This is a genomic window from Streptomyces griseorubiginosus (genome assembly GCF_036345115.1).
GTDB lineage: Bacteria > Actinomycetota > Actinomycetes > Streptomycetales > Streptomycetaceae > Streptomyces > Streptomyces griseorubiginosus_C.
In genome coordinates this window covers 7,888,672-7,907,009 of the sequence record NZ_CP107766.1, presented here as the reverse complement: position 1 = coordinate 7,907,009, position 18,338 = coordinate 7,888,672, and the positions used below count along the sequence as shown (strand labels likewise).

14 protein-coding genes and 1 tRNA gene are annotated in these 18,338 nt (G+C 70.2%); 4 read left to right on the top strand and 11 right to left on the bottom strand.

Translation table 11 applies throughout. The annotated features are described in order from the left end of the window. Positions 1–204 precede the first annotated feature (204 nt). Positions 205–1,866, top strand: coding sequence for a hypothetical protein (locus OHN19_RS35760; protein ID WP_330268157.1), 1,662 nt, complete (start codon positions 205–207; stop codon positions 1,864–1,866). A 45-nt stretch (positions 1,867–1,911) separates the two neighbouring features. On the opposite strand, the gene OHN19_RS35755 is transcribed toward OHN19_RS35760, so the two are convergent. After that, positions 1,912–2,472 carry an HIT family protein gene (locus OHN19_RS35755; protein ID WP_120052978.1) on the bottom strand — a complete coding sequence of 187 codons (561 nt, stop codon included), beginning with the start codon at positions 2,470–2,472 and terminating at the stop codon, positions 1,912–1,914. Between the two features lie 67 nt (positions 2,473–2,539). On the opposite strand from OHN19_RS35755, the gene OHN19_RS35750 reads away from it, so the two are divergent. Further along, positions 2,540–3,244 carry a potassium channel family protein gene (locus OHN19_RS35750; RefSeq protein WP_330268156.1) on the top strand — a complete coding sequence of 235 codons (705 nt, stop codon included), beginning with the start codon at positions 2,540–2,542 and terminating at the stop codon, positions 3,242–3,244. Between the two features lie 29 nt (positions 3,245–3,273). Here OHN19_RS35750 and thrS read toward each other — a convergent pair whose 3' ends face one another. The 3 genes from thrS to OHN19_RS35735 all read right to left on the bottom strand — a co-directional run bounded on the left by thrS (position 3,274) and on the right by OHN19_RS35735 (position 7,154). Then, entirely contained in the window at positions 3,274–5,250 is a 1,977-nt protein-coding gene (gene thrS / locus OHN19_RS35745) for a threonine--tRNA ligase (protein WP_330268155.1), read from the bottom strand. 90 nt (positions 5,251–5,340) lie between these two features. After that, positions 5,341–6,591 carry a hypothetical protein gene (locus OHN19_RS35740; protein WP_330268154.1) on the bottom strand — a complete coding sequence of 417 codons (1,251 nt, stop codon included), beginning with the start codon at positions 6,589–6,591 and terminating at the stop codon, positions 5,341–5,343. Beyond that, positions 6,588–7,154, bottom strand: a complete 567-nt coding sequence (locus tag OHN19_RS35735; protein ID WP_123759543.1) for a DUF4365 domain-containing protein — start codon at positions 7,152–7,154, stop codon at positions 6,588–6,590. The genes OHN19_RS35740 and OHN19_RS35735 overlap by 4 nt, the downstream gene beginning before the upstream one ends. A 191-nt stretch (positions 7,155–7,345) precedes the next feature. On the opposite strand from OHN19_RS35735, the gene OHN19_RS35730 reads away from it, so the two are divergent. Next, positions 7,346–8,071, top strand: a complete 726-nt coding sequence (locus OHN19_RS35730; protein WP_330268153.1) for a 3'-5' exonuclease — start codon at positions 7,346–7,348, stop codon at positions 8,069–8,071. A 207-nt stretch (positions 8,072–8,278) separates the two neighbouring features. Here the strand turns inward: OHN19_RS35730 and OHN19_RS35725 are convergent. Together OHN19_RS35725 and OHN19_RS35720 are read right to left on the bottom strand one after the other, a co-directional pair. Further along, positions 8,279–8,350 (bottom strand) — tRNA-Val (locus tag OHN19_RS35725). A 39-nt stretch (positions 8,351–8,389) separates the two neighbouring features. Continuing rightward, positions 8,390–8,836 carry an SRPBCC family protein gene (locus OHN19_RS35720; RefSeq protein ID WP_330268152.1) on the bottom strand — a complete coding sequence of 149 codons (447 nt, stop codon included), beginning with the start codon at positions 8,834–8,836 and terminating at the stop codon, positions 8,390–8,392. Between the two features lie 84 nt (positions 8,837–8,920). Here OHN19_RS35720 and OHN19_RS35715 point away from each other — a divergent pair, with 84 nt between their 5' ends. Then, complete coding sequence (locus OHN19_RS35715; RefSeq protein ID WP_419249555.1) at positions 8,921–11,389, top strand: SCO7613 C-terminal domain-containing membrane protein; 2,469 nt, start codon at positions 8,921–8,923, stop codon at positions 11,387–11,389. Positions 11,390–11,458: 69 nt separating this feature from the next. On the opposite strand, the gene OHN19_RS35710 is transcribed toward OHN19_RS35715, so the two are convergent. From OHN19_RS35710 to OHN19_RS35690, 5 genes are all read right to left on the bottom strand, one after another. Beyond that, positions 11,459–14,197, bottom strand: a complete 2,739-nt coding sequence (locus tag OHN19_RS35710) for a Tat pathway signal sequence domain protein (protein ID WP_330268150.1) — start codon at positions 14,195–14,197, stop codon at positions 11,459–11,461. Between the two features lie 99 nt (positions 14,198–14,296). Next, positions 14,297–14,890 carry a hypothetical protein gene (locus tag OHN19_RS35705; protein WP_330268149.1) on the bottom strand — a complete coding sequence of 198 codons (594 nt, stop codon included), beginning with the start codon at positions 14,888–14,890 and terminating at the stop codon, positions 14,297–14,299. Between the two features lie 10 nt (positions 14,891–14,900). Then, the gene (locus OHN19_RS35700; protein WP_330268148.1) at positions 14,901–15,773 is read right to left on the bottom strand and encodes a carbohydrate ABC transporter permease; all 873 of its coding nucleotides are present in this window, start codon (positions 15,771–15,773) and stop codon (positions 14,901–14,903) included. Further along, positions 15,770–16,726, bottom strand: coding sequence for a sugar ABC transporter permease (locus OHN19_RS35695; protein ID WP_330268147.1), 957 nt, complete (start codon positions 16,724–16,726; stop codon positions 15,770–15,772). Before OHN19_RS35695 ends, OHN19_RS35700 begins: the two co-directional genes overlap by 4 nt. A 14-nt stretch (positions 16,727–16,740) precedes the next feature. Then, entirely contained in the window at positions 16,741–18,030 is a 1,290-nt protein-coding gene (locus OHN19_RS35690; protein ID WP_330268146.1) for an extracellular solute-binding protein, read from the bottom strand. Positions 18,031–18,338 lie beyond the last annotated feature (308 nt).

The window sequence follows — 18,338 nt, the reverse complement described above, 5'->3', positions numbered from 1 at the left end:
GGGTCGGGGCGCCGCACAAGTGGCGTTCGGCGCCCCGCGGGTGACGTTTGTGGAACGCTCCCCTCCGAATCGGCGGGCGGCTTCGGCCGTCCGCCGATCTGTGTCAGTGCGGAGCGATACGCTGATGACCTGATCAACAGGTGTGCGGAGTACGGAAGTCGGGAAGGCCGCAGTGGGTGAGTCCGGCGGCGATCGGGGGCGGGAATGACCGTTGACAGCGGCTACGCGGACATCTTCGGTCCGCAGGTGCCGCGCACCGGCGACGAGGCACAGACGGCGACCTTCGCCCTGGCCTCGGCGGCCTATCGGGACAATCCGGTGGAGGAGATCCTCAAGGCCAACAACGAATGGCACGAGTCGGCCGTCAAGGGCGGCCGCAAGTGGGCGAAGATCTTCCGTCCCAACCTGGGCGAGGCCTTCTCCACGGCGGTGATCACCCGCATGCTCGGCAAGGGCCGCAAGCCCCTCATCCAGTCCTTCGGGGCGGAGCCGCAGGTCGTGGTGGAGCACTGTCTCGCGGCCAACAACATCCGCCGGGACCGGGACAACTGGCTGACGGCCGTCATGGTGCTGTGCGGGCTGCTCTTCCTGCCCGGGCTGCTGGTCTGGCTGCTGATCTTCACCCTGCGCACCAATGTCGCAAGGCGCGAGGACAAGCAGGCCGGCGCGCTCGCCACCGCGTTGCTGGTCGCGGTGGGCGCGCTCGCCGTGCTCTTCCTGATCAAGATGCCGTTCGCGGGCTTCTGGGGCCTGTACGCACGCGCGTGCGTGGTGCTGCCCGTGATCGGCTGGTTCTGGGCCAAGCAGATCTGCGAGCGCACCGCGCGGGACCTGCGGGAGCGCTGGGCCAGCCTGCTGGCCGGCAGCAGCGTGGGCGCCAAGGTGCCCGAGGCGGTGCCGAGCAACCCCGGCGAGACCGCGGCCGAGCAGCTGCGCCAGTCCCTCGCCCACCTCAGTGCCGAGCAGCAGTCCAACTCGGTCTTCTACGCCGGCCCCAAGGGGATACTCGGCATGGGCACCCGCTGGGGCAGCTGGCAGCTGGCCGAGGACCTGGTGTCCGCCGACCCGACCCGGGAGATCCACCCCTTCCGCAGCTGGGACGTCGTCCGCTCCATCCACGACCAGTTGCGCATGCTGGAGCGCAACACCATCAACACGGGCGGCTTCCCGAAGCCGTCGGTACGGCACTGGATCGTCACCCCGATCGCGGAGGGCGCGAAGGAGGTGTCCCGGCCCGGGGGCACCGACGTGGACGCGTACCAGGTCAAGAGCCACGCGATACAGGACATCTGCAACAAGCAGCAGTTCGGCGGCGGCGACCGGCACTACCTGGGCGTGCAGTGGACGCTCTGGGAGGGCCAGCTGGTCCTCACCATGCTGATCACCGTGACCGTGCTGCACGAGACGCTGCGCATCGAGGTCACCGGGCACGCGCTGGGCCCGGTGCACGGACTGTTCACGACGAAGCCGGCCGCCAAGGAGAAGGAGGTCGCCAAGTCGATCCGGTTCTGGGAGACCCGCAAGGTCAAGCTGCCGCTGGTCGACGCCGACGAGGTGGTCCGCCTCGCGGCCCGGGCGCCCCTGACCCGGTATCCCCCGCTGCTCAACTGGCTCGGCGGCTCCCTCGCCCTGCCCGAGCCGTTCGGTCTCCGGCACGCCTGGGCGGACCGGCCGTGGCGGCACCGCTTCATGGCCGACGACGCGCTGCGCGCGGCCACTCCGGTCCTGCGGGTCGTGCACTCCGCGGCGATACGGGTGCTGGCGGAGAACGGCGTGGACACGGAGAAGTTCGGCACGCGCGCGGGGTTCCTGAGCACGCAGGTGCAGGACGTGTCCCCGAGGAAGGCGGACGTGTACGACGCGTAGGTGGGATGAGGGGGCCGGGAACACACCGGCCCCCGCGTCACGGCGTCACGCGCTCGGCCAGGCCTCCGACAGCATCTTCCGGGTGTCCCCCAGCAGCTGCGGCAGCACCTTCGTGTGGCCGACGACCGGCATGAAGTTCGTGTCGCCGCCCCAGCGCGGGACGATGTGCTGGTGGAGGTGGGCGGCGATGCCGGCCCCGGCGACCGTGCCCTGGTTCATGCCGATGTTGAAGCCGTGCGCACCGGAAGCCGTGCGCAGGGCCGTCATCGCCTGCTTGGTCAGCGCGGCCAGCTCGGCGGTCTCCGGCTCGGTGAGGTCCGTGTAGTCGGCCACATGACGGTAGGGCACGACCATGAGGTGGCCGCCGGTGTAGGGGTAGAGGTTGAGCACCGCGTACACCAGTTCGCCGCGCCGGACGATCAGGCCGTCCTCGTCGGACTTGGCCGGGATCGAGCAGAAGGGACAGCCGTCGTCGGCACCCGGACCGGTCGGCTTGTTCTCGCCCTGGATGTAGGCCATCCGGTGGGGTGTCCACAGACGCTGGAACGCGTCCTGCGTCCCCACTCCCAACTGCTGCTCCGGCTCACTCGTCATGCCATGCAGCATATGGCTTCGCCCGTTCGCGCCGTGTCGGCGGGGTTGTGCGAAAAGCAGCCCGGGCCAAGCTGGGCAAGTGGACGACGACACCGGCACACACCCGCACAGTGAAGGGCCCGAGGGCGACGACGGCGCCGCTCGACTGACCCGCTGGGAGCGCGGCACCGAGATCCCCCTCGGCATCGCGTCACTGGCCTTCCTCACCTCGTACGCGCTCCGTGTCCTGGCCCCCGGCCTCCCGGACACCCTGCTCGATGTCTGCCTGGCCGTGACCTTCGCCGCCTGGGCGCTGTTCGCCGTCGACTACGCCGTGCGCTGGCACCTCAGCGGACAGCGGCTCCGCTTCGTACGGACGCATGTGCTGGACACCGTCGTCCTGCTGCTGCCCCTGCTGCGCCCCCTCCGGGTCGTCAAGGTGTACGAGGCCGTGCAGCGCCGGCACGGCCAACCCCGTCTCGCCCTGCACGCGCGCGTGATCGTGTACTCCGGTATGTCGACGCTGCTGCTCGGCTTCACCGGTGCCCTCGCCGTCTTCCAGCAGGAGCGCGACGCCCCCGGCACGACCATGCGCACCTTCGGCGACGCCGTCTGGTGGACCTGTGCCACCCTCACCACCGTCGGCTACGGCGACGTGGTCCCCGTCACTCCACTCGGACGCCTGATCGCGGTCGGCGTCATGATGATCGGGCTGGCCCTGCTCGCCGCCGTGACCGGCACCTTCGCCTCCTGGCTGCTCCAGGTGTTCGCACGCGAGGACGACGAAAGGCCCCCGGGGAACTGAACTCCCCGAGGGCCCGCCGTACGGCAGCGTCAGACCTGCGCCCGCTCCTCCACGACCTTCACGATCTTCGCGATGGCCTCGTCGAAGGGGATGCCGTTCTCCTGCGAACCGTCGCGGTAGCGGAAGGACACCGAGCCGCCCGCCATGTCCTCGTCGCCCGCGATGACCATGAAGGGCACCTTCTGCTTCTGGGCGTTGCGGATCTTCTTCTGCATCCGGTCGGACGAGGAGTCCACCTCGACCCGCAGCCCCTGCTTCTTGGCCGCGGCCGCGAACTTCTCCAGGTACTCGACGTGCGTGTCGCCGATCGGGATGCCGACCGCCTGGACCGGGGCCAGCCACGCCGGGAAGGCGCCCGCGTAGTGCTCCAGGAGCACCGCGAAGAACCGCTCGATGGAGCCGAACAGCGCACGGTGGATCATGACTGGACGCTGCTTGGAGCCGTCGGGCGAGGTGTACTCCAGCTCGAACCGCTCCGGCAGGTTGAAGTCCAGCTGGATCGTCGACATCTGCCAGGTCCGGCCGATCGCGTCCTTGGTCTGGACGGAGATCTTGGGACCGTAGAAGGCGGCACCGCCCGGGTCGGGGACGAGCGGCAGGCCCTGCTTCTCGGCGACCTGGCGCAGGGTCTCGGTCGCCTCCTCCCAGACCTCGTCCGAGCCGACGAACTTCTCCGGGTCCTTGGTGGACAGCTCCAGGTAGAAGTCGGTCAGGCCGTAGTCGCGCAGCAGACCGAGGACGAAGGTGAGCGTCTTGTCGAGCTCCTCCGACATCTGCTCACGGGTGCAGTAGATGTGCGCGTCGTCCTGCGTGAAGCCACGCGCACGCGTGAGGCCGTGCACGACGCCCGACTTCTCGTACCGGTACACGGTGCCGAACTCGAACAGGCGCAGCGGCAGTTCACGGTACGACCGTCCGCGCGCGTCGAAGATCAGGTTGTGCATCGGGCAGTTCATGGGCTTGAGGTAGTAGTCCACGCCCTCGTCGAGCTGCATGGGCGGGTACATGCCGTCGGCGTACCAGTCCAGGTGCCCGGACTGCTCGAAGAGCTTCCCCTTCGTCGCGTGCGGGGTGTAGACGAACTCGTAGCCCTCCTCCTCGTGGCGGCGGCGCGAGTAGTCCTCCATGACCCGGCGGATGATGCCGCCCTTGGGGTGGAAGACGGCGAGGCCGGAGCCGATCTGCTCGGGAATGGAGAACAGGTCGAGTTCGGAGCCCAGCTTGCGGTGGTCGCGCTTCTCGGCCTCGGCGAGGAAGTCGAGGTACGCCTTCAGCTCGTCCTTGGTCGGCCACGCGGTGCCGTAGATGCGCTGGAGCATCGGGTTCTTCTCGCTGCCGCGCCAGTAGGCGGCCGCGTTGCGCATCAGCTTGAACGCCGGGATGTTGCGGGTCGACGGCAGGTGGGGACCGCGGCAGAGGTCCTTCCAGCACAGGTCGCCGGTCTTGGCGTCCAGGTTGTCGTAGATCGTCAGCTCACCGGCGCCGACCTCGACGTCCGCGCCGTCGTCACTCGAGGCGGAGCCCTTGAGACCGATCAGCTCCAGCTTGTACGGCTCGGAGGCGAGCTCCTCGCGGGCGGCCTCGTCGGTCACCACACGGCGGCTGAAGCGCTGGCCGCGCTTCTGGATCTCCTGCATCTTCTTCTCGATGGCCTTGAGATCCTCGGGCGTGAACGGCTTCTCGACGTCGAAGTCGTAGTAGAAACCGTCCTTGACCGGCGGGCCGATGCCCAGCTTGGCCTCGGGGAAGAGCTCCTGCACGGCCTGCGCCATGACGTGCGCGGTGGAGTGGCGCAGGATGTTCAGACCGTCCTCGGAGGAGATCTCGACACCTTCGACGGTCTCGCCGTCGGCCACCACGTACGCGAGGTCCTTGAGCTCGCCTCCCACGCGCGCGGCGACGATCGAGCGCTCGCCGGCGAAGAGCTCGGCGGCCGTAGTGCCCGTCGTCACCACGCGCTCTTCCCGCTCGGAATCGCGTTGGATGATCACACGGACGTCTGACACCGGTCTCTCCTGACTGAAGGCGGATGCGGCGCCATACCGGGAGCGCGCGCAATAGGGGATCGTACCGACCCGGCCCCCACCTCCGCGAAATCAGTCCCTGGGGAAGATCTCCCCGCCGGGCTCCCCGCAGGCCTCCTCGAAGAAGGCCCCCTTCTCGGCGTGCTCCCGCAGGGACTTCATCAGCCGGTCCCGCTCGGCCTCGTCGACCTGCACGGGCACCACTCCGGTGGCGCCGGTGAGCCTGCGGAAGCCGCCCCGGCTCTCCAGCCGGCCGTGCACCCGCACCGGCAGCCCCGCGAGGTGGGCGTGCCCGGCGATCCGGTACGCCTCCTCGTCCAGCGTCAGTCTCAGGTGCGGGATCTCGGCACCGGCGATCACCCGCAGCCGGACCGACCCGTCCCCGCGCGGCCCCGACCTGCGCATCCGTACGACGGTGCCGGTGATCCGCACCGGGACGGCGGGCTCCTCGCGCAGGAAGCGGGCCCCGGCCTCGCGCAGCGCGGGCAGGTCGCCCGGCGAGAACTCGACGGCCTCGGAGCGCGCCGCGCACCCCGCGGGCACCCCGGCCGCGGGCGCCCACTCGACGGCGACCCGCGCGCCCTCGGTCCCGCGCACCAGCGAGATCAGCGCCTCGGTGAGCTCCCGGCTGACGCCCGCCTCGACGGCCCCGTCGAAGGCGTCCATGCCGCCGGTGGCCCGCTGGTAGTCGATGGCCTCGCGGGCGGCGTAGAGGGCCTGGTGGAGGCGGACGGCGAGCGGCCGGCCGCTGTCGACGGGCACGAAGGCGGTGAGCCTGCGGCCCCCGTCGGCCGAGCCGACCAGGACGTTGTCCAGGGACGCGGCTGCCGTACGGCGGTAACGGGCGCCGTAGTAGCCGGCACGCGCGCGGGTGGCGAGGGCGCCGGCGAGCAGGGTCTGGCGGGCGGCGGAGCGCAGTTGCTCCTCGACCGACCAGGAGCCGGCGTCGGCGGGGCCGGTCGGGACGTCCCGCCACCAGCGGATCTCGTCGCTGGGCACGGCGAGTCCCACGAGCACCTCGCGTGCGGAGGGTGTGCCGCTGCGGGACAGGGCGACGAGGGCCTCGCCGAGGAGGTCCTCGCTGTCGGGGAAGGCGCGGCTCTCGGGCACGAGCAGGCTGGTCCCGCTCGCGCCCGGTCCCGGTGGGGTCCAGCGGCCGTAGCGGCCGGGGGCGCCGCCGCGGCGCTGCCAGCCGTGCCGGTGCAGCAGGGCGCTCAGGACGGCGGGGTCGACCTCGTCGGGGCTCGGCGAACGGTCCCAGTGGGCCGCCTCCGGGTGGGGGCGTACCGCGCGCAGTGGCTCCTCCAGCGGGCGGTGGGTCATGGTCTGCCTCCCGTCCCGACCCGCGTCATGATCTCGCACAGGGCCCGGTCGTCGAAGATGCGGTTGGTGGGGATCCGCACGGTGGTCCGAGTGCGGCCGGTGATCGGGTGGCCGGCCAGGTTGACCCAGTAGCAGCAGTGCCGCAGGTCGAGGCGGTCGTGGCTGGCGCGCAGCCAGTCGTCCTGGGCTCTCGGGACGAGCATGACCACCAGGATCTTGTGGACCGACACCGGGGTGCGGGCGAGTTTGCGCAGGTGGTCGTTGTCGAGCGTGAAGGAGAAGAAGCGGCCCGGGGGGTTGGGCGCGACCTGGTAGGTGCACTTGAGCTGCACCTTGATGGTGACCTCGTCGTCGACGGTGTGTCCGGGCGAGCCGTGGCTGACGTGCCAGTCGATGCCGTTGTCCGGGAAGGGCTGGGACAGCGAGCAGCCGGCCGCCGCCGCGACGGCGTGCAGATAGCCCACCTGCAATGTCTCCATGCAGGCGGTGGTGGCGAGCGTGCCGCGAAGGGGTCCCGTACGTTCGGGCAGCAGCCCGCCCCGCTCGGGCTGCGCTATCGCCATGACCAACAGCCTTCCAAGCCAAGTGACATGCCCGCTCAGGGGCCACATGAATCGCACACCGGGCCGCTGAACTGCAAAGACCCGTACTCCTGTTGTGTCCTTCCGGCGTACGGCGCAAACAGCCCGGGTATCACCAAACAGGCAGAAGACGGTGCGTCAGCTGCCGTGGGTGAACGAGGGGTTGTGTTGGTATGACGTGCTGGTACGAGGGGCCCCTGGCCGCTTTCGACACGGAGACCACGGGCGTGGACGTCGAGACCGACCGGATCGTGTCGGCCGCCGTCGTCGTCCAGGACGCGGCGGGCAGCCGGCCACGGGTGAGCCGGTGGCTGGTCAATCCGGGTGTGCCGGTGCCCGAAGGGGCGACGGCGGTGCACGGGCTGACGGACGAGCATCTCCAGCTCAATGGCCGCTGGCCGGCGCCGGTGATGTTCGAGATAGCCGAGGCGCTGGCGGAGCAGGCCGCGGCGGGCCGTCCGCTGGTGGTGATGAACGCGCCGTTCGATCTGACGCTGCTGGACCGGGAGTTGCGCCGCCATCGCGCCTCGTCCCTGGACCGCTGGCTGGACTCCACACCGCTGCTGGTGCTGGATCCGCGGGTCCTCGACAAGCACCTGGACCGTTACCGCAAGGGCCGCCGCACCCTCACGGACCTGTGCGCGCACTACGGCGTGGAGCTGGACGGCGCCCACGACGCGGCGGCCGACGCACAGGCCGCGCTGGATGTCGTACGGGCCCTGGGGCGCCGTTTCGCCGCCCGGCTGGAGCGGCTCGCACCCGCGGAGCTGCACAACCTCCAAGCGGTCTGGCACGCGGCCCAGGCGCGGGGCCTCCAGGCCTGGTTCGCACGCAGCGGCCAGGAGGAACTGGTGGACCCGGCGTGGCCACTGCGCCCGGACTACCCGGCAGCGGCGTGAGAGAACGGCCATCCTGACCGGACGCGGCGGGGCGTTGTGGTGCTCAGGCGCCGGACAGCCCCCGCCGCCCGAGGCGCGCCACGCCGCCGCGCCCCGGCCTCACCAGGAGCCGCCCCCGCCGCCGCCGGCCCCGCCGCCGACGTCCCCCCAGACATGATCACTGGACACAAAAAACCGGCCTGCTGACGCAGACCGGTTTTTTCCGGGTGGGCGATACTGGGTTCGAACCAGTGACCTCTTCGGTGTGAACGAAGCGCTCTCCCACTGAGCTAATCGCCCGGGAACGCACTGAACAATACAGGTCCCCGCGGCGTTCCTTCAAACCGCTTCCAAGTACGCGACCAGCCCCCGCCGTCCGGCGCGCATCATGAGCCGGTGGTTGGCCAGGAAGACCGGCCGTCCGGGCACGGCGAAGCGCCGGAGCAGCGGCTTGTTCACCTCGGTGACCTGGTCGTAGTGGGCGAGCGTGCCGTCACCGTGCGCGGTGAGGGTCCAGCGCGCCCAGCCCTCCAGGTCCCCGTCCATCGCGATCTCCAGCACCCCGGCCTCCGGGTCGCGCCGCACCTCGCGGGCCGTGAAGACCAGGTCGTACGGCAGGGTGGCGCGGATGGTGATGAGGCCGCTGGTGTCGTCGAGCCGTCGGACCTCGCGGACCTGGGGCCACCAGCGGGGGTACTCCTCGGCGCGCTCCAGGACGTCGTAGACGACGGCGGGCTTCGCGGGCAGGGACCACAGGCTGCGGAAACGGTAACGGGTCCAGTCCATGCGCAGAGTCTGGCACCGGATCCGAGTACGTATTGAGTACGCGTACTCATGTCGCCGCGCGTGACCCAGCCCACACTTCAGGGCATGACGCACATCCCGCCCCCAGCCGAGGAGCTGCGGCTCCTCGACGCCGAGCTGTGGCAACTGGACGCCCGACGGGCCCAGTTGCTGGCCCGACGGGCCTGGCTGGTCGCCGCGCTCCAGCAGCACCGGACGCCTCGGACCCGCCAGTCTCCCGAGCCGCAGTGGCAGGCACCGCGGCCCACCGGAGCCATGCCCGCCGCCCCTCGCCCTGACGCGAGCGCCCCGAGCGTGCAGAACGTGCTCCTGGTCCTCGGCGGTGTCCTGCTGACGGTCGCGGCGATGGTGTTCACGCTGGTCAGCTGGGGTCATCTGGGCATCACCGGCCGGGCCCTGGTGCTCGGCGCGGTCACCGTGGCGGCGCTCGGGGCCCCGCTCCTCCTGCTGAAGCGCGGGCTGCGCTCGACGGCCGAGTCGGTGGCGGGCCTGGGCCTGGCGCTGACGGTCCTGGACGCGGTCGCCCTGCACGGAGCCGTGTTCCTGGAGACCCCCGGCGCTCCCTACACGGCCCTCGCCGCCGCGCTCCTGGCCGGTCTGTGGACGGCGTACGGCCTCCTCCCGGGCGCCGACGCCCTGCGTCTGCACCGTCCCGCCGCCCTGGTGGCGGCCCAACTCCCGCTGTTCTTCTGGGCGATCGCGGCCGACGCGGGCTCCTTCGGGCTCACGGCCGCCCTCCTGGTGACGGCCGGGTGCGACACGGTCGTCGCGCTCCGGGTGACGCCGAGGTCCGTGCGCGTGGTCGCCGCGATCGGCGCGTACGGCGTGGGCGGCTCGGGCGCACTGGCCGCCGGCTGGCTGACCTGGTCGGCCTCCGGCCCGAGCGCCGCCGCCCGTGCGGCGGCGCTCCTCCTCCTCGCGGGCGCGATCACGCTGGGCGCCGCCTGGCCGGGCAGCCGTACGGCGACCCGCGCGCCCGGCGAGGAGCAGTCCCTCGGTCTCGCCCTCACCGCCGGTCTGCTCGCGGTGGCCGCCCTCGGCGGGGTGGCCCGGTCCGCGCTGCCCGGGGTGTGGACGGTCCCGGTCCATCTGGCCCTCGGCATCGCCCTGTTGGCGGCGCTACGGCCGTCCCGGCTGCCGGAGACGGTACGGCGAGGGCTGCTGTGGGCGTCCGGTGTCGTGCAGGCGCTGTCCCTCCTGTGGACGCTGCCCGTGGTCGGCGTGGTCGTGCTGGGGCCGATCTCCTGGGCCTCACAGGCGTGGACCGGCGCTCCTCCGGACGCCCGCGCCGCGGTGGCGTCCCACCTGACCTGGCCGCCGTACTCCGGGACGGTCCCGTTGGTCCTGGCGGCCCTGGCCGGTGTCCTGACCCTGGCCGTGCGCGACACGACCTGGCGTCCGAGGGCGCTGACGGGCGCCCAGGTCCTGGCCTTCGCCGCGCTCCTCACTGTCCCGGCGGTACTGGAACTCCCCTACGGTGCCGCCCTGTTGATCCAGGGCGCGGCGACGGCGGGAGCCCTGGCGATGGCCGTCCTGCGCCCCGGCCTCACCACTCCCGTCCTGCGGCCCGGGCCCGCCCCTCTCGTGCTGCGGTCCGGGCTCGCCGCTCTCGTCCCGGCGCTCGTGGCCTCCGTGAGCCTCGCCTTCCTGTCCCTGGCCACCCAGCCCGCGACCCTCGCAACCCTGGGCGCCCTGGTCGTGCTGTTCACGGCGGCTTCTTGGCGCGCCGCGCCCGTCACCGCACCGGCCGCCCTCGGGTACGCCGCCGCCCTGGCCTGCGCGACCGGCGCCGCCGCCGGCTGGTCGGCCCCGCACACGGCCCTGCTCGTCCTGACGGTCCCCGCGGCCGCGGCCCTGCTGGCCTGGCGGCTCGACGGCTCCCCCGCGACCGTGCCGATCGAGCTGACCGGAGCCGTGACCGCGCTGGTGGCCATCGTTCTGGCCGCGACCGACCTCCCGATGCTCGCCCTGGTCCTGGCCCTGTGCGCGGTGATCACCGCGGGCACGGCGATCCGCGAGGACCGCCGCCCCCTCGGCTACGCGGCCACCGCCCTGTTCCTCCTGGCGACCTGGGTCCGGCTGGCGGCCTGGGAGGTCGACATCCCCGAGGCGTACACGCTCCCGGTCACGATCCCGGCCCTGTTCGTCGGCCACCTCCGCAGGCGGCGCGTCCCGGAGACCTCGTCCTGGACGGCGTACGGCCCGGGTCTGGCCGCCACTCTCCTGCCGAGCCTGGTCATGGCCTGGGACGACCCCGGCTGGACCCGCCCGCTGCTGCTGGGCCTGGCGGCGCTGTCCCTCACTCTGATCGGCGGCGGCTACAGCCTCCAGGCCCCCTTGGTCCTGGGCGGCTCGGTCCTGACCCTGGACGCCCTGCATGAACTGGCCCCGTACATCGTCCAGGTGGCGGACGCCCTCCCCCGCTGGGTACCCCCGGCGCTGGCAGGCCTCCTGCTCCTCGCCCTGGGAGCTACATACGAGCGACGCATCAGGGATGTCCGAAGGATGCGGGACATCCTCGGAAGGATGAGCTGACTCCCATAGGGGCGCGGGGAACTGCGCGACCGGCCACAACGGACGCGCGGTTCCCCACCACCTCAGCCCCTACGACGGCATCTTGTCCCCGAGAAGCGCCAGATTCTCGATAGCGGCAAGCCCGTACAGCGCCGTGTCATTGGTCGACACCCAGGCCGCCTCACTACCCGCCACCAGAGCCACCGGCCCGCTCAACGCCTCCGTCTTCCACGGCGCCGACTCCTTGTACCCGTCGGAGTTGTAGAACTTGTCCCACGCCCGAGCGGCCAGCTTCGCGTCCCCGGTCTTCACCGCCGCGTACGCGTCGAGCCGCGAGTGCCCCTGGAACAGCAGCAGCGTCCCGAAGTTGGACCCGTACCGAGCCGCCTGCTCGGCCTTCGTCGCGTTGAAGTACCGGCAGTAGTCGAAGTAGACCTCGTTGAACTTCGGCATGTCGACCAGGTCGATCAGCTCGGCGCAGAGCTCGTTGAGCCCGAACACGGCGGACAGGTGGGACACGCCCACCACCGGCGCCGAGGCCACCGCGAACTTGCCCGTGTCGAGGTCGTACAGCCCACTGCCCTGCACGAACCCGTTGGGCTGCGCGGCGATGCCCTCCATGGTCGACAGCACGCGCGCCTTGGCCTTCTCCCACTTCGGCCCCTTGCGCTCCCACTCCGTCAGCCAGGCCGAGACCAGCCCGCTCCAGTCCGTGCCGAAGCCGATCGACAGGGCGTGCCGGTCGGGCGTGTACGGATCGGTGCGTACCTTGCGCAGTGGGTCGAGTACGAGGAACGTCTCGTCGGAGTCGACATTGGCGTGCATGAGGTCGCCGACACGCTCGTCCGCGGTGAGGAAGTAGTAGTAGCGGCGGTACGTCGTGTTGGCGATGCGCTGCTGCTTGGCACTGTCGGCGTAGTGCTGCACACCGTGCCGGGTGCCGAGGCCCGCCCACTTGCCCAGGTGGTAGACGTCGACCTCACCGGTGTGCCGGGTCATGGACTCGGCGAACCGGAAGATGTCCGCGCGGCCCGACCTGAGGTACGCGAACCAGAGCCAGAGGTCGGGCGAGAGCTCGGAGTTGTCCCAGGCGTAGCCGCCGATGTCGTACCGCCACTGGTGCCTGACGGTGTCGTAGGTGTGCATGATGTCGCCGTGGTCCCAGAAGCCGTACCAACGGCGCTGCTCCACCTGGTCCTTGTAGTAGGTGAAGAGGAAGTCGAGGTGGTCCTCGATCTTCGCCTTGGCCGGGGTCGAGCGGTCCGGCTCGGAGTACAGGCCGGGGCCGAAGACCTTCGCCTTGATGAGCTGCTTCGGCGGCGCGGCGAGCTGCGGCAACACCCGTACGGCCTCGACCTGTTCGGCGAGGGCCTCTGGTGTCGGGGTGGACTCGTTGGCCCAGAAGAGGAGTTCCGAGGTGCGGGCGATGCCGTAGGGCGTGCCGAACTCGGGTTCGTAGTCCTCGTAGGTGATGTTGAGGCCTTCGAGCTGTTCGGCGAAGGTGTCCTGGCCCATGCCGTCGTGGTAGAAGCGCAGGTCCATGGGCTGGGCCTCGGGTGACCAGAGCCAGAGGGTGACCTCGGCCTCGTCGGTCTGGGCGTCGCGGATGTCGAGCTGGGAGGGGTGGCGCTCCCAGAAGTCCCGCAGCCCGAAGGAGAGTCCGCCGCTCGCGCCACCGACGTACCCGAACCCGGAGGCCCGACGGCCGCCGCCGGCGCCGATCCAGCCGTGCCCCTTCTTGGTGCGCTTGCGCACGGTGAAGCCGTCGGAGGAGAGCTGGGAGAGCGTGTAGTCGCCCCACTCGGGGATGTACTGGAGCCGGGTGGTGACCCGCTGGTCCCAGGTGGCGGGGTCGGGCAGCTTCTTGCCCGCGTACTGGGCCTCCTGCACGGCGATACCGGGGTCGCGGCGCAGCCCGGTGATGCCCTTGACGGCTTCGCGCAGCAGACCGGTGCCCTCACCGCCGATGCGGATGTGGCGGTCGTAGGACTGGTCGCGCATCGGGACGGTGAACCGCACCCCGAGCCCGCGGATGAAGTCGCCGCTGGCCTTGCCGGGCTCCTGGGTGCCGTCGTAGGTGATGGTGTGCACCATACGGAAGGAGTCGGCGCCCGCGTAGAAGTAGAGGCGGATCGAGAACGGCAGCCAACTCCGGTTGCCCTTGCGGTGCTTGCCGTCGATCTTGACGACCGCGCGGACCGGGCCCGACTGCTCGACGGTGACCTCGGAGATGGCCCCCTCGAAGCGCTCGGTCCGGACCGAGCCCTGGTCCTCGTCCTCGATCTCGGGCTGGCGGATCAGGACCAGCCGGCCGTTCTTGGCGATCTCCGTGGACCCGCGGGTGACCGACTTGATGAGCGTGGCGCCCGACTTGCCGATCTTCGCGGTGATGACACCCGTGGAGACGGTGATCGCGCCGCCGCTCTTGTCGACGGTGACCTTCTTGTCCGGTACGGCGGCCTCACCGGCCGTCAGGGACAGCTTGCCGTTGCCCGAACTGACGGCGTGGGCGGTCCACTTGAGCGATCCGTCGGGCCAGTAGGCGATCGGCCAGGACTGCACCGGCACGGCCTTGCCGTCCGCGTCGGTGACCGCGAACTTCTGATCCTCCTGGTAGACGCCCTTGGGCCAGGGGACGCCGACGGTGGAGCCGGGCGCGGCACCGAGGCCGCCGTCCTCCAGCCAGTCCAGGGTCACGGGAGAGTCGTCGGCCTCGGCGGCTCTCGGCGCGGCCTGCGCGTCCTTGGTCCCTAGCGCCCAGCTGAACTGCGCGGCGGCACCGGCGACGGCGGCGGCTTTGAGGATGGACCTGCGGGGGATGGGGGACATGGCCGTTCCTTTCCATGGACATGCTGGACAGGCTGGTCAGGGGCATGACAGAGAGGTGCGACGCCGGGGGCGCCGACCCTGTGACAAGGGCACTGCTCGTCAGCGGCGCCGGTAGCGCTCCTCCACGGCGACGGCCGCCGCCGCGACGGCCCCGAGCACGGGGACCGCCAGCGGCGCGACGAACCCCGCGGTCAGGGCCACGACGGCCAGACCGGCGATGATCAGGAAGGACCCGGCGGGGTCGCGCAGGGTCCGCCGTACGGCGTCGGCGAGGAGCGCGCGCCAGGAGGCGCCCGGTGTCCAGACCGCCGTCGCGCGCAGCCCGGCCACCACGAGGCCGATCAGCGCCAGAAGTCCGACGGCGCCGACGAGCGGCCCGCCGGGGATCCCGGCCCGGGCGGCCTGGACGTCCACCCAGACCGCGGCGGCCGCGGCCCATCCGGCGACTCCGACGAGCCACCCGCGGCGCACGGCCGTACGGAAGTCCGCGGCGAACTCCCGCCAGCCTCCCGCCTCATGACCCGTCCGGCGCCGCAGATGCCGGGCGCCGGCGGCGAAGGCCGCGGGGTAGGTGACGAGCCCGAGACAGCCCACGGCGATCCAGACGCCGGTGAGCAGGGTCTCGGCGAAGACCGCGAAGCGCTCACCGCCGAACACCGACGCCCTGCGGGCTTTCACACGCGCTTGCGCCATGCTGACCGCCTCACTTCAGTCCGGACGTGGCCATGCCGTCGATGAGGTAGCGCTGGAAGGCCATGAAGAAGGCGATGACCGGGATCAGCGCCACCAGCGACATCGCGATCATGCTGCCGTAGTTGGAGATGCCCTCCTGGTCGCGGAACATCATCAGGCCGAGCGAGACGGTGTACTTGTCGGGGGTGTTGAGGTAGATCAACGGCCCCATGAAGTCGTTCCAGGCGTTGATGAACGTGAAGATCGCGCTGGTGATGAGGGCGGGCCGGCACAGCGGCAGCACGATCGACCAGTAGGTCCGCAGGTGCCCGCAGCCGTCCAGCTTGGCGGCCTCGTCCAGCTCGCGCGGCAGCCCGCGCATGAACTGCACCATCAGGAAGACGAAGAACGCCTCCGTGGCGAGGAACTTGCCGGCCACGAGCGGCACCAGCGTGTCGACCAGTTCCAGCTTGCGGAACATCACGTACTGCGGGATGAGCAGGACGTGGTACGGCAGCAGCAGGGTGCCGATCATCAGCGTGAACAGCAGGTTCCGTCCGGCGAACCTGATCTTGGCGAAGGCGTAGGCGGTCAGCGAGCTGGACAGCACGACACCGGCCACGGCGAGACCGGCGTAGATCAGCGAGTTGACGAAGAAGGTGCTGATGGAGATGCCGGAGATGCCGTCGGCCAGACCGGAGAAGTTCGCCCAGACCGGCTTGGCCGGCAGCAGGTCGATGCTGGCGATGATGTCCTTGCTCGGCTTGAACGAGGCACCGAGGACCCAGATCACCGGGTACAGGATGACCGCGAGGATGACGAGCGCGCCCACGTGCCAGGCGATCGATCCGAAGCGCCGCCGCTCGTTCGCGGTACGCACGACAGGGCTGGTGGCGGTGGTCACTTGGCGGCCTCCTCGTAGTGCACCCACTTCTTCTGCGACCAGAACAGGACCGCCGTGACCAGCGCCACCGCCAGCACCAGCGTCCAGGCCATCGCGGCGGCGAAGCCCATCTGGGCCTCCTTGAAGCCCTTCTGGTAGAGGTAGCAGGTGTAGACGAGGGTGGCGTCGGCCGGCCCGCACTGGGTGTTGGAGACGACATAGGCGGAGCCGAACACCTGGAACGCGTGGATGGACTCCAGCAGCACGTTGAAGAAGAGCACCGGGGAGATCATCGGCAGCGTGATGTTCCAGAACCGCCGCAGGGGCCCGGCCCCGTCCATCTCGGCGGCCTCGTACAGCTCCTGCGGGACCTGCTTGAGGCCGGCCAGGAAGATGACCATCGGCGCGCCGAACTGCCAGACGCTCAGGGCCACCAGGGAGTACAGCACGTAGTCGGGGTTGCCGATCCAGCCGCCCACGTCGACGCCGAAGATCTTCTGCGTGCGGTCCACGATCGCGTCGTCCGAGAACAGCGCCCGCCACACGAAGCCCACCGAGACGCTGGCGCCGATGAGCGAGGGCATGTAGAACGCGGCCCGGTACAGGCCCTGTCCGCGCCGCTTCTGCGCGAGCAGCATGGCGACGCCCAGGGCCAGCAGCAGCTTGAGCGGGGTGGCCACGACGACGTACTTGAGCGTGACCTCCACCGACTTCTGCCAGCGCGGGTCCTGGAACATCGTCGTGAAGTTGTCGAGCCCGACCCACTCGGGCGGGGTGAACAGGTTGTACCGGGTGAACGCGTAGTACAGCGACGCGATCATCGGCCCCGCCGTGAGGACCAGGAACCCCGCGATCCACGGCGACATGAAGAGGTAGCCGACGAGGTTCTCGCGGCGCCGCCCGCGCCGCCCGGCGGCAGGAGCGGCGGGCCGCTTCTTCGCCGGGCGCACGGGCGCTTCCTTGACGAGCGTCATGGTGGTACGTCCCCTCAGCCCGCGAACGCGGCCTTGGCCTCGCCGAACAGCGCCTTTGCCGCGTCAGCCGGCTTGGTCTTGCCCTGGGAGACCTCGCCGCCGATGCGCAGGAACGCCGCCTCGATGACATCGGCACCCGACGGGTGCGGGGTGATCTTCCCGAGCACACCGGCCTTGGCGACCTCTTCCTCGTACGCCTTGACGCCCTTGTTGTTGGCGTCGGTGGGCACGAAGGCGTCGTACTGCTCGGTCGTGGCGAGGATGCCGCGGTCGTAGCCCATGATCTTGCCGACCTCGGGGTCGTGGACCATGAAGGAGATGAACTGGGCGGCTTCCTTGGGGTGCTTGGTCCCGGCGAAGGCGCTCAGCATCAGCGAGCCGAGGTACTGGCCGGTGTTCTTGCCGTCCGTGGTGGGGATCGGCGCGAGCCCGTAGTCCGACTCGCCCTCGCCCTCGTAGCGGATGGAGAAGTTGTCCCAGGTGAACTCGGACGCGGCGAGCCCGGCCGACAGGCCCGACTTGGGCTGGACCTGCTCGATCTTCTTCGGGTCGGCGACGAGACCGGACTTCACGCGCTTGTACGCGTCCGTCCACCACTGCGTCAGATCGTCCTCGGTGAAGCCGAGATCGGAGTCGGTGAAGAAGGCCTTGCCGTTCTGACGCAGATACAGGTCGTAGAGATACATGATGGCGTGGTAGCCGGTGTCACCGGCGATCTTCAGCTTGTCCTGGATCGTCTGGAGCGCGGCGAAGTACTCGTCCCAGGTCCAGCCGAACTTCGCCTCGACGCCCGCCTTCTTGAAGGCCTTGAGGTCGATGACGAGTGCCATGGTGTTGGCGCCGACGGGGATACCGAGCTGCTTGCCGTCGACCTGACCGTTCGCCAGAACACCGTTGCGGAAGTTGTCCAGGCTCAGATTCCCGGAGTCCGCCTGCGTCTTGAGATCCAGGAGAACACCGCGCTTGTCGTACTTGCGCAGGAAACCGACCGCATTCTGGAAAACGTCCGGCGGATTACCACCGGAGGCCTGGGTCTGGAACTTCTCCCAGAACGCCTGATAGTCGGTGAATTCAGGCTTGATCTTGATCTTCGGGTACTTCTTCTCGAAGAGCGCGATCGTCTTCTTGATGGCGATGGTGCGCGGCTCGCCACCCCACCACGCGTAACGGAGTGTCACGGTCCCGTCTCCGGAACTGCCGCTGTCACCACCGCACCCGGTCGTCGCGGCCAGCCCCAGCGTCGCCGCTGTAGCCCCGGCCGCCTTGAGGATCGTTCGCCTCTCAACATTCCTGCTGGTTCCCACAGTCGGACCCCTCCCCGCAGCGTCGCCGCCTGCATGAATCGTTTCAAGTAAGCGCTTGCTGGCACAAGTTACGGAGGGGCCGGAGGTGCGTCAATGATTCGGACAGGAATTTCTTGAGAGTGTGGTGAGAAGCCGGAGCGCCTCCAACCACCCTGCGGGATGCGGAAACTGACGACACCCCAGGTGAGAGACACGGGATCGACCGGTCGAACACGACACAGGCCGCAGTACGAGATCGGCGCGCGGCCGGAAAACAACGCGCGGCGGGGGATCCTCGCCGCGGAGGGTCACGCGGGGCGGAGCCGGTC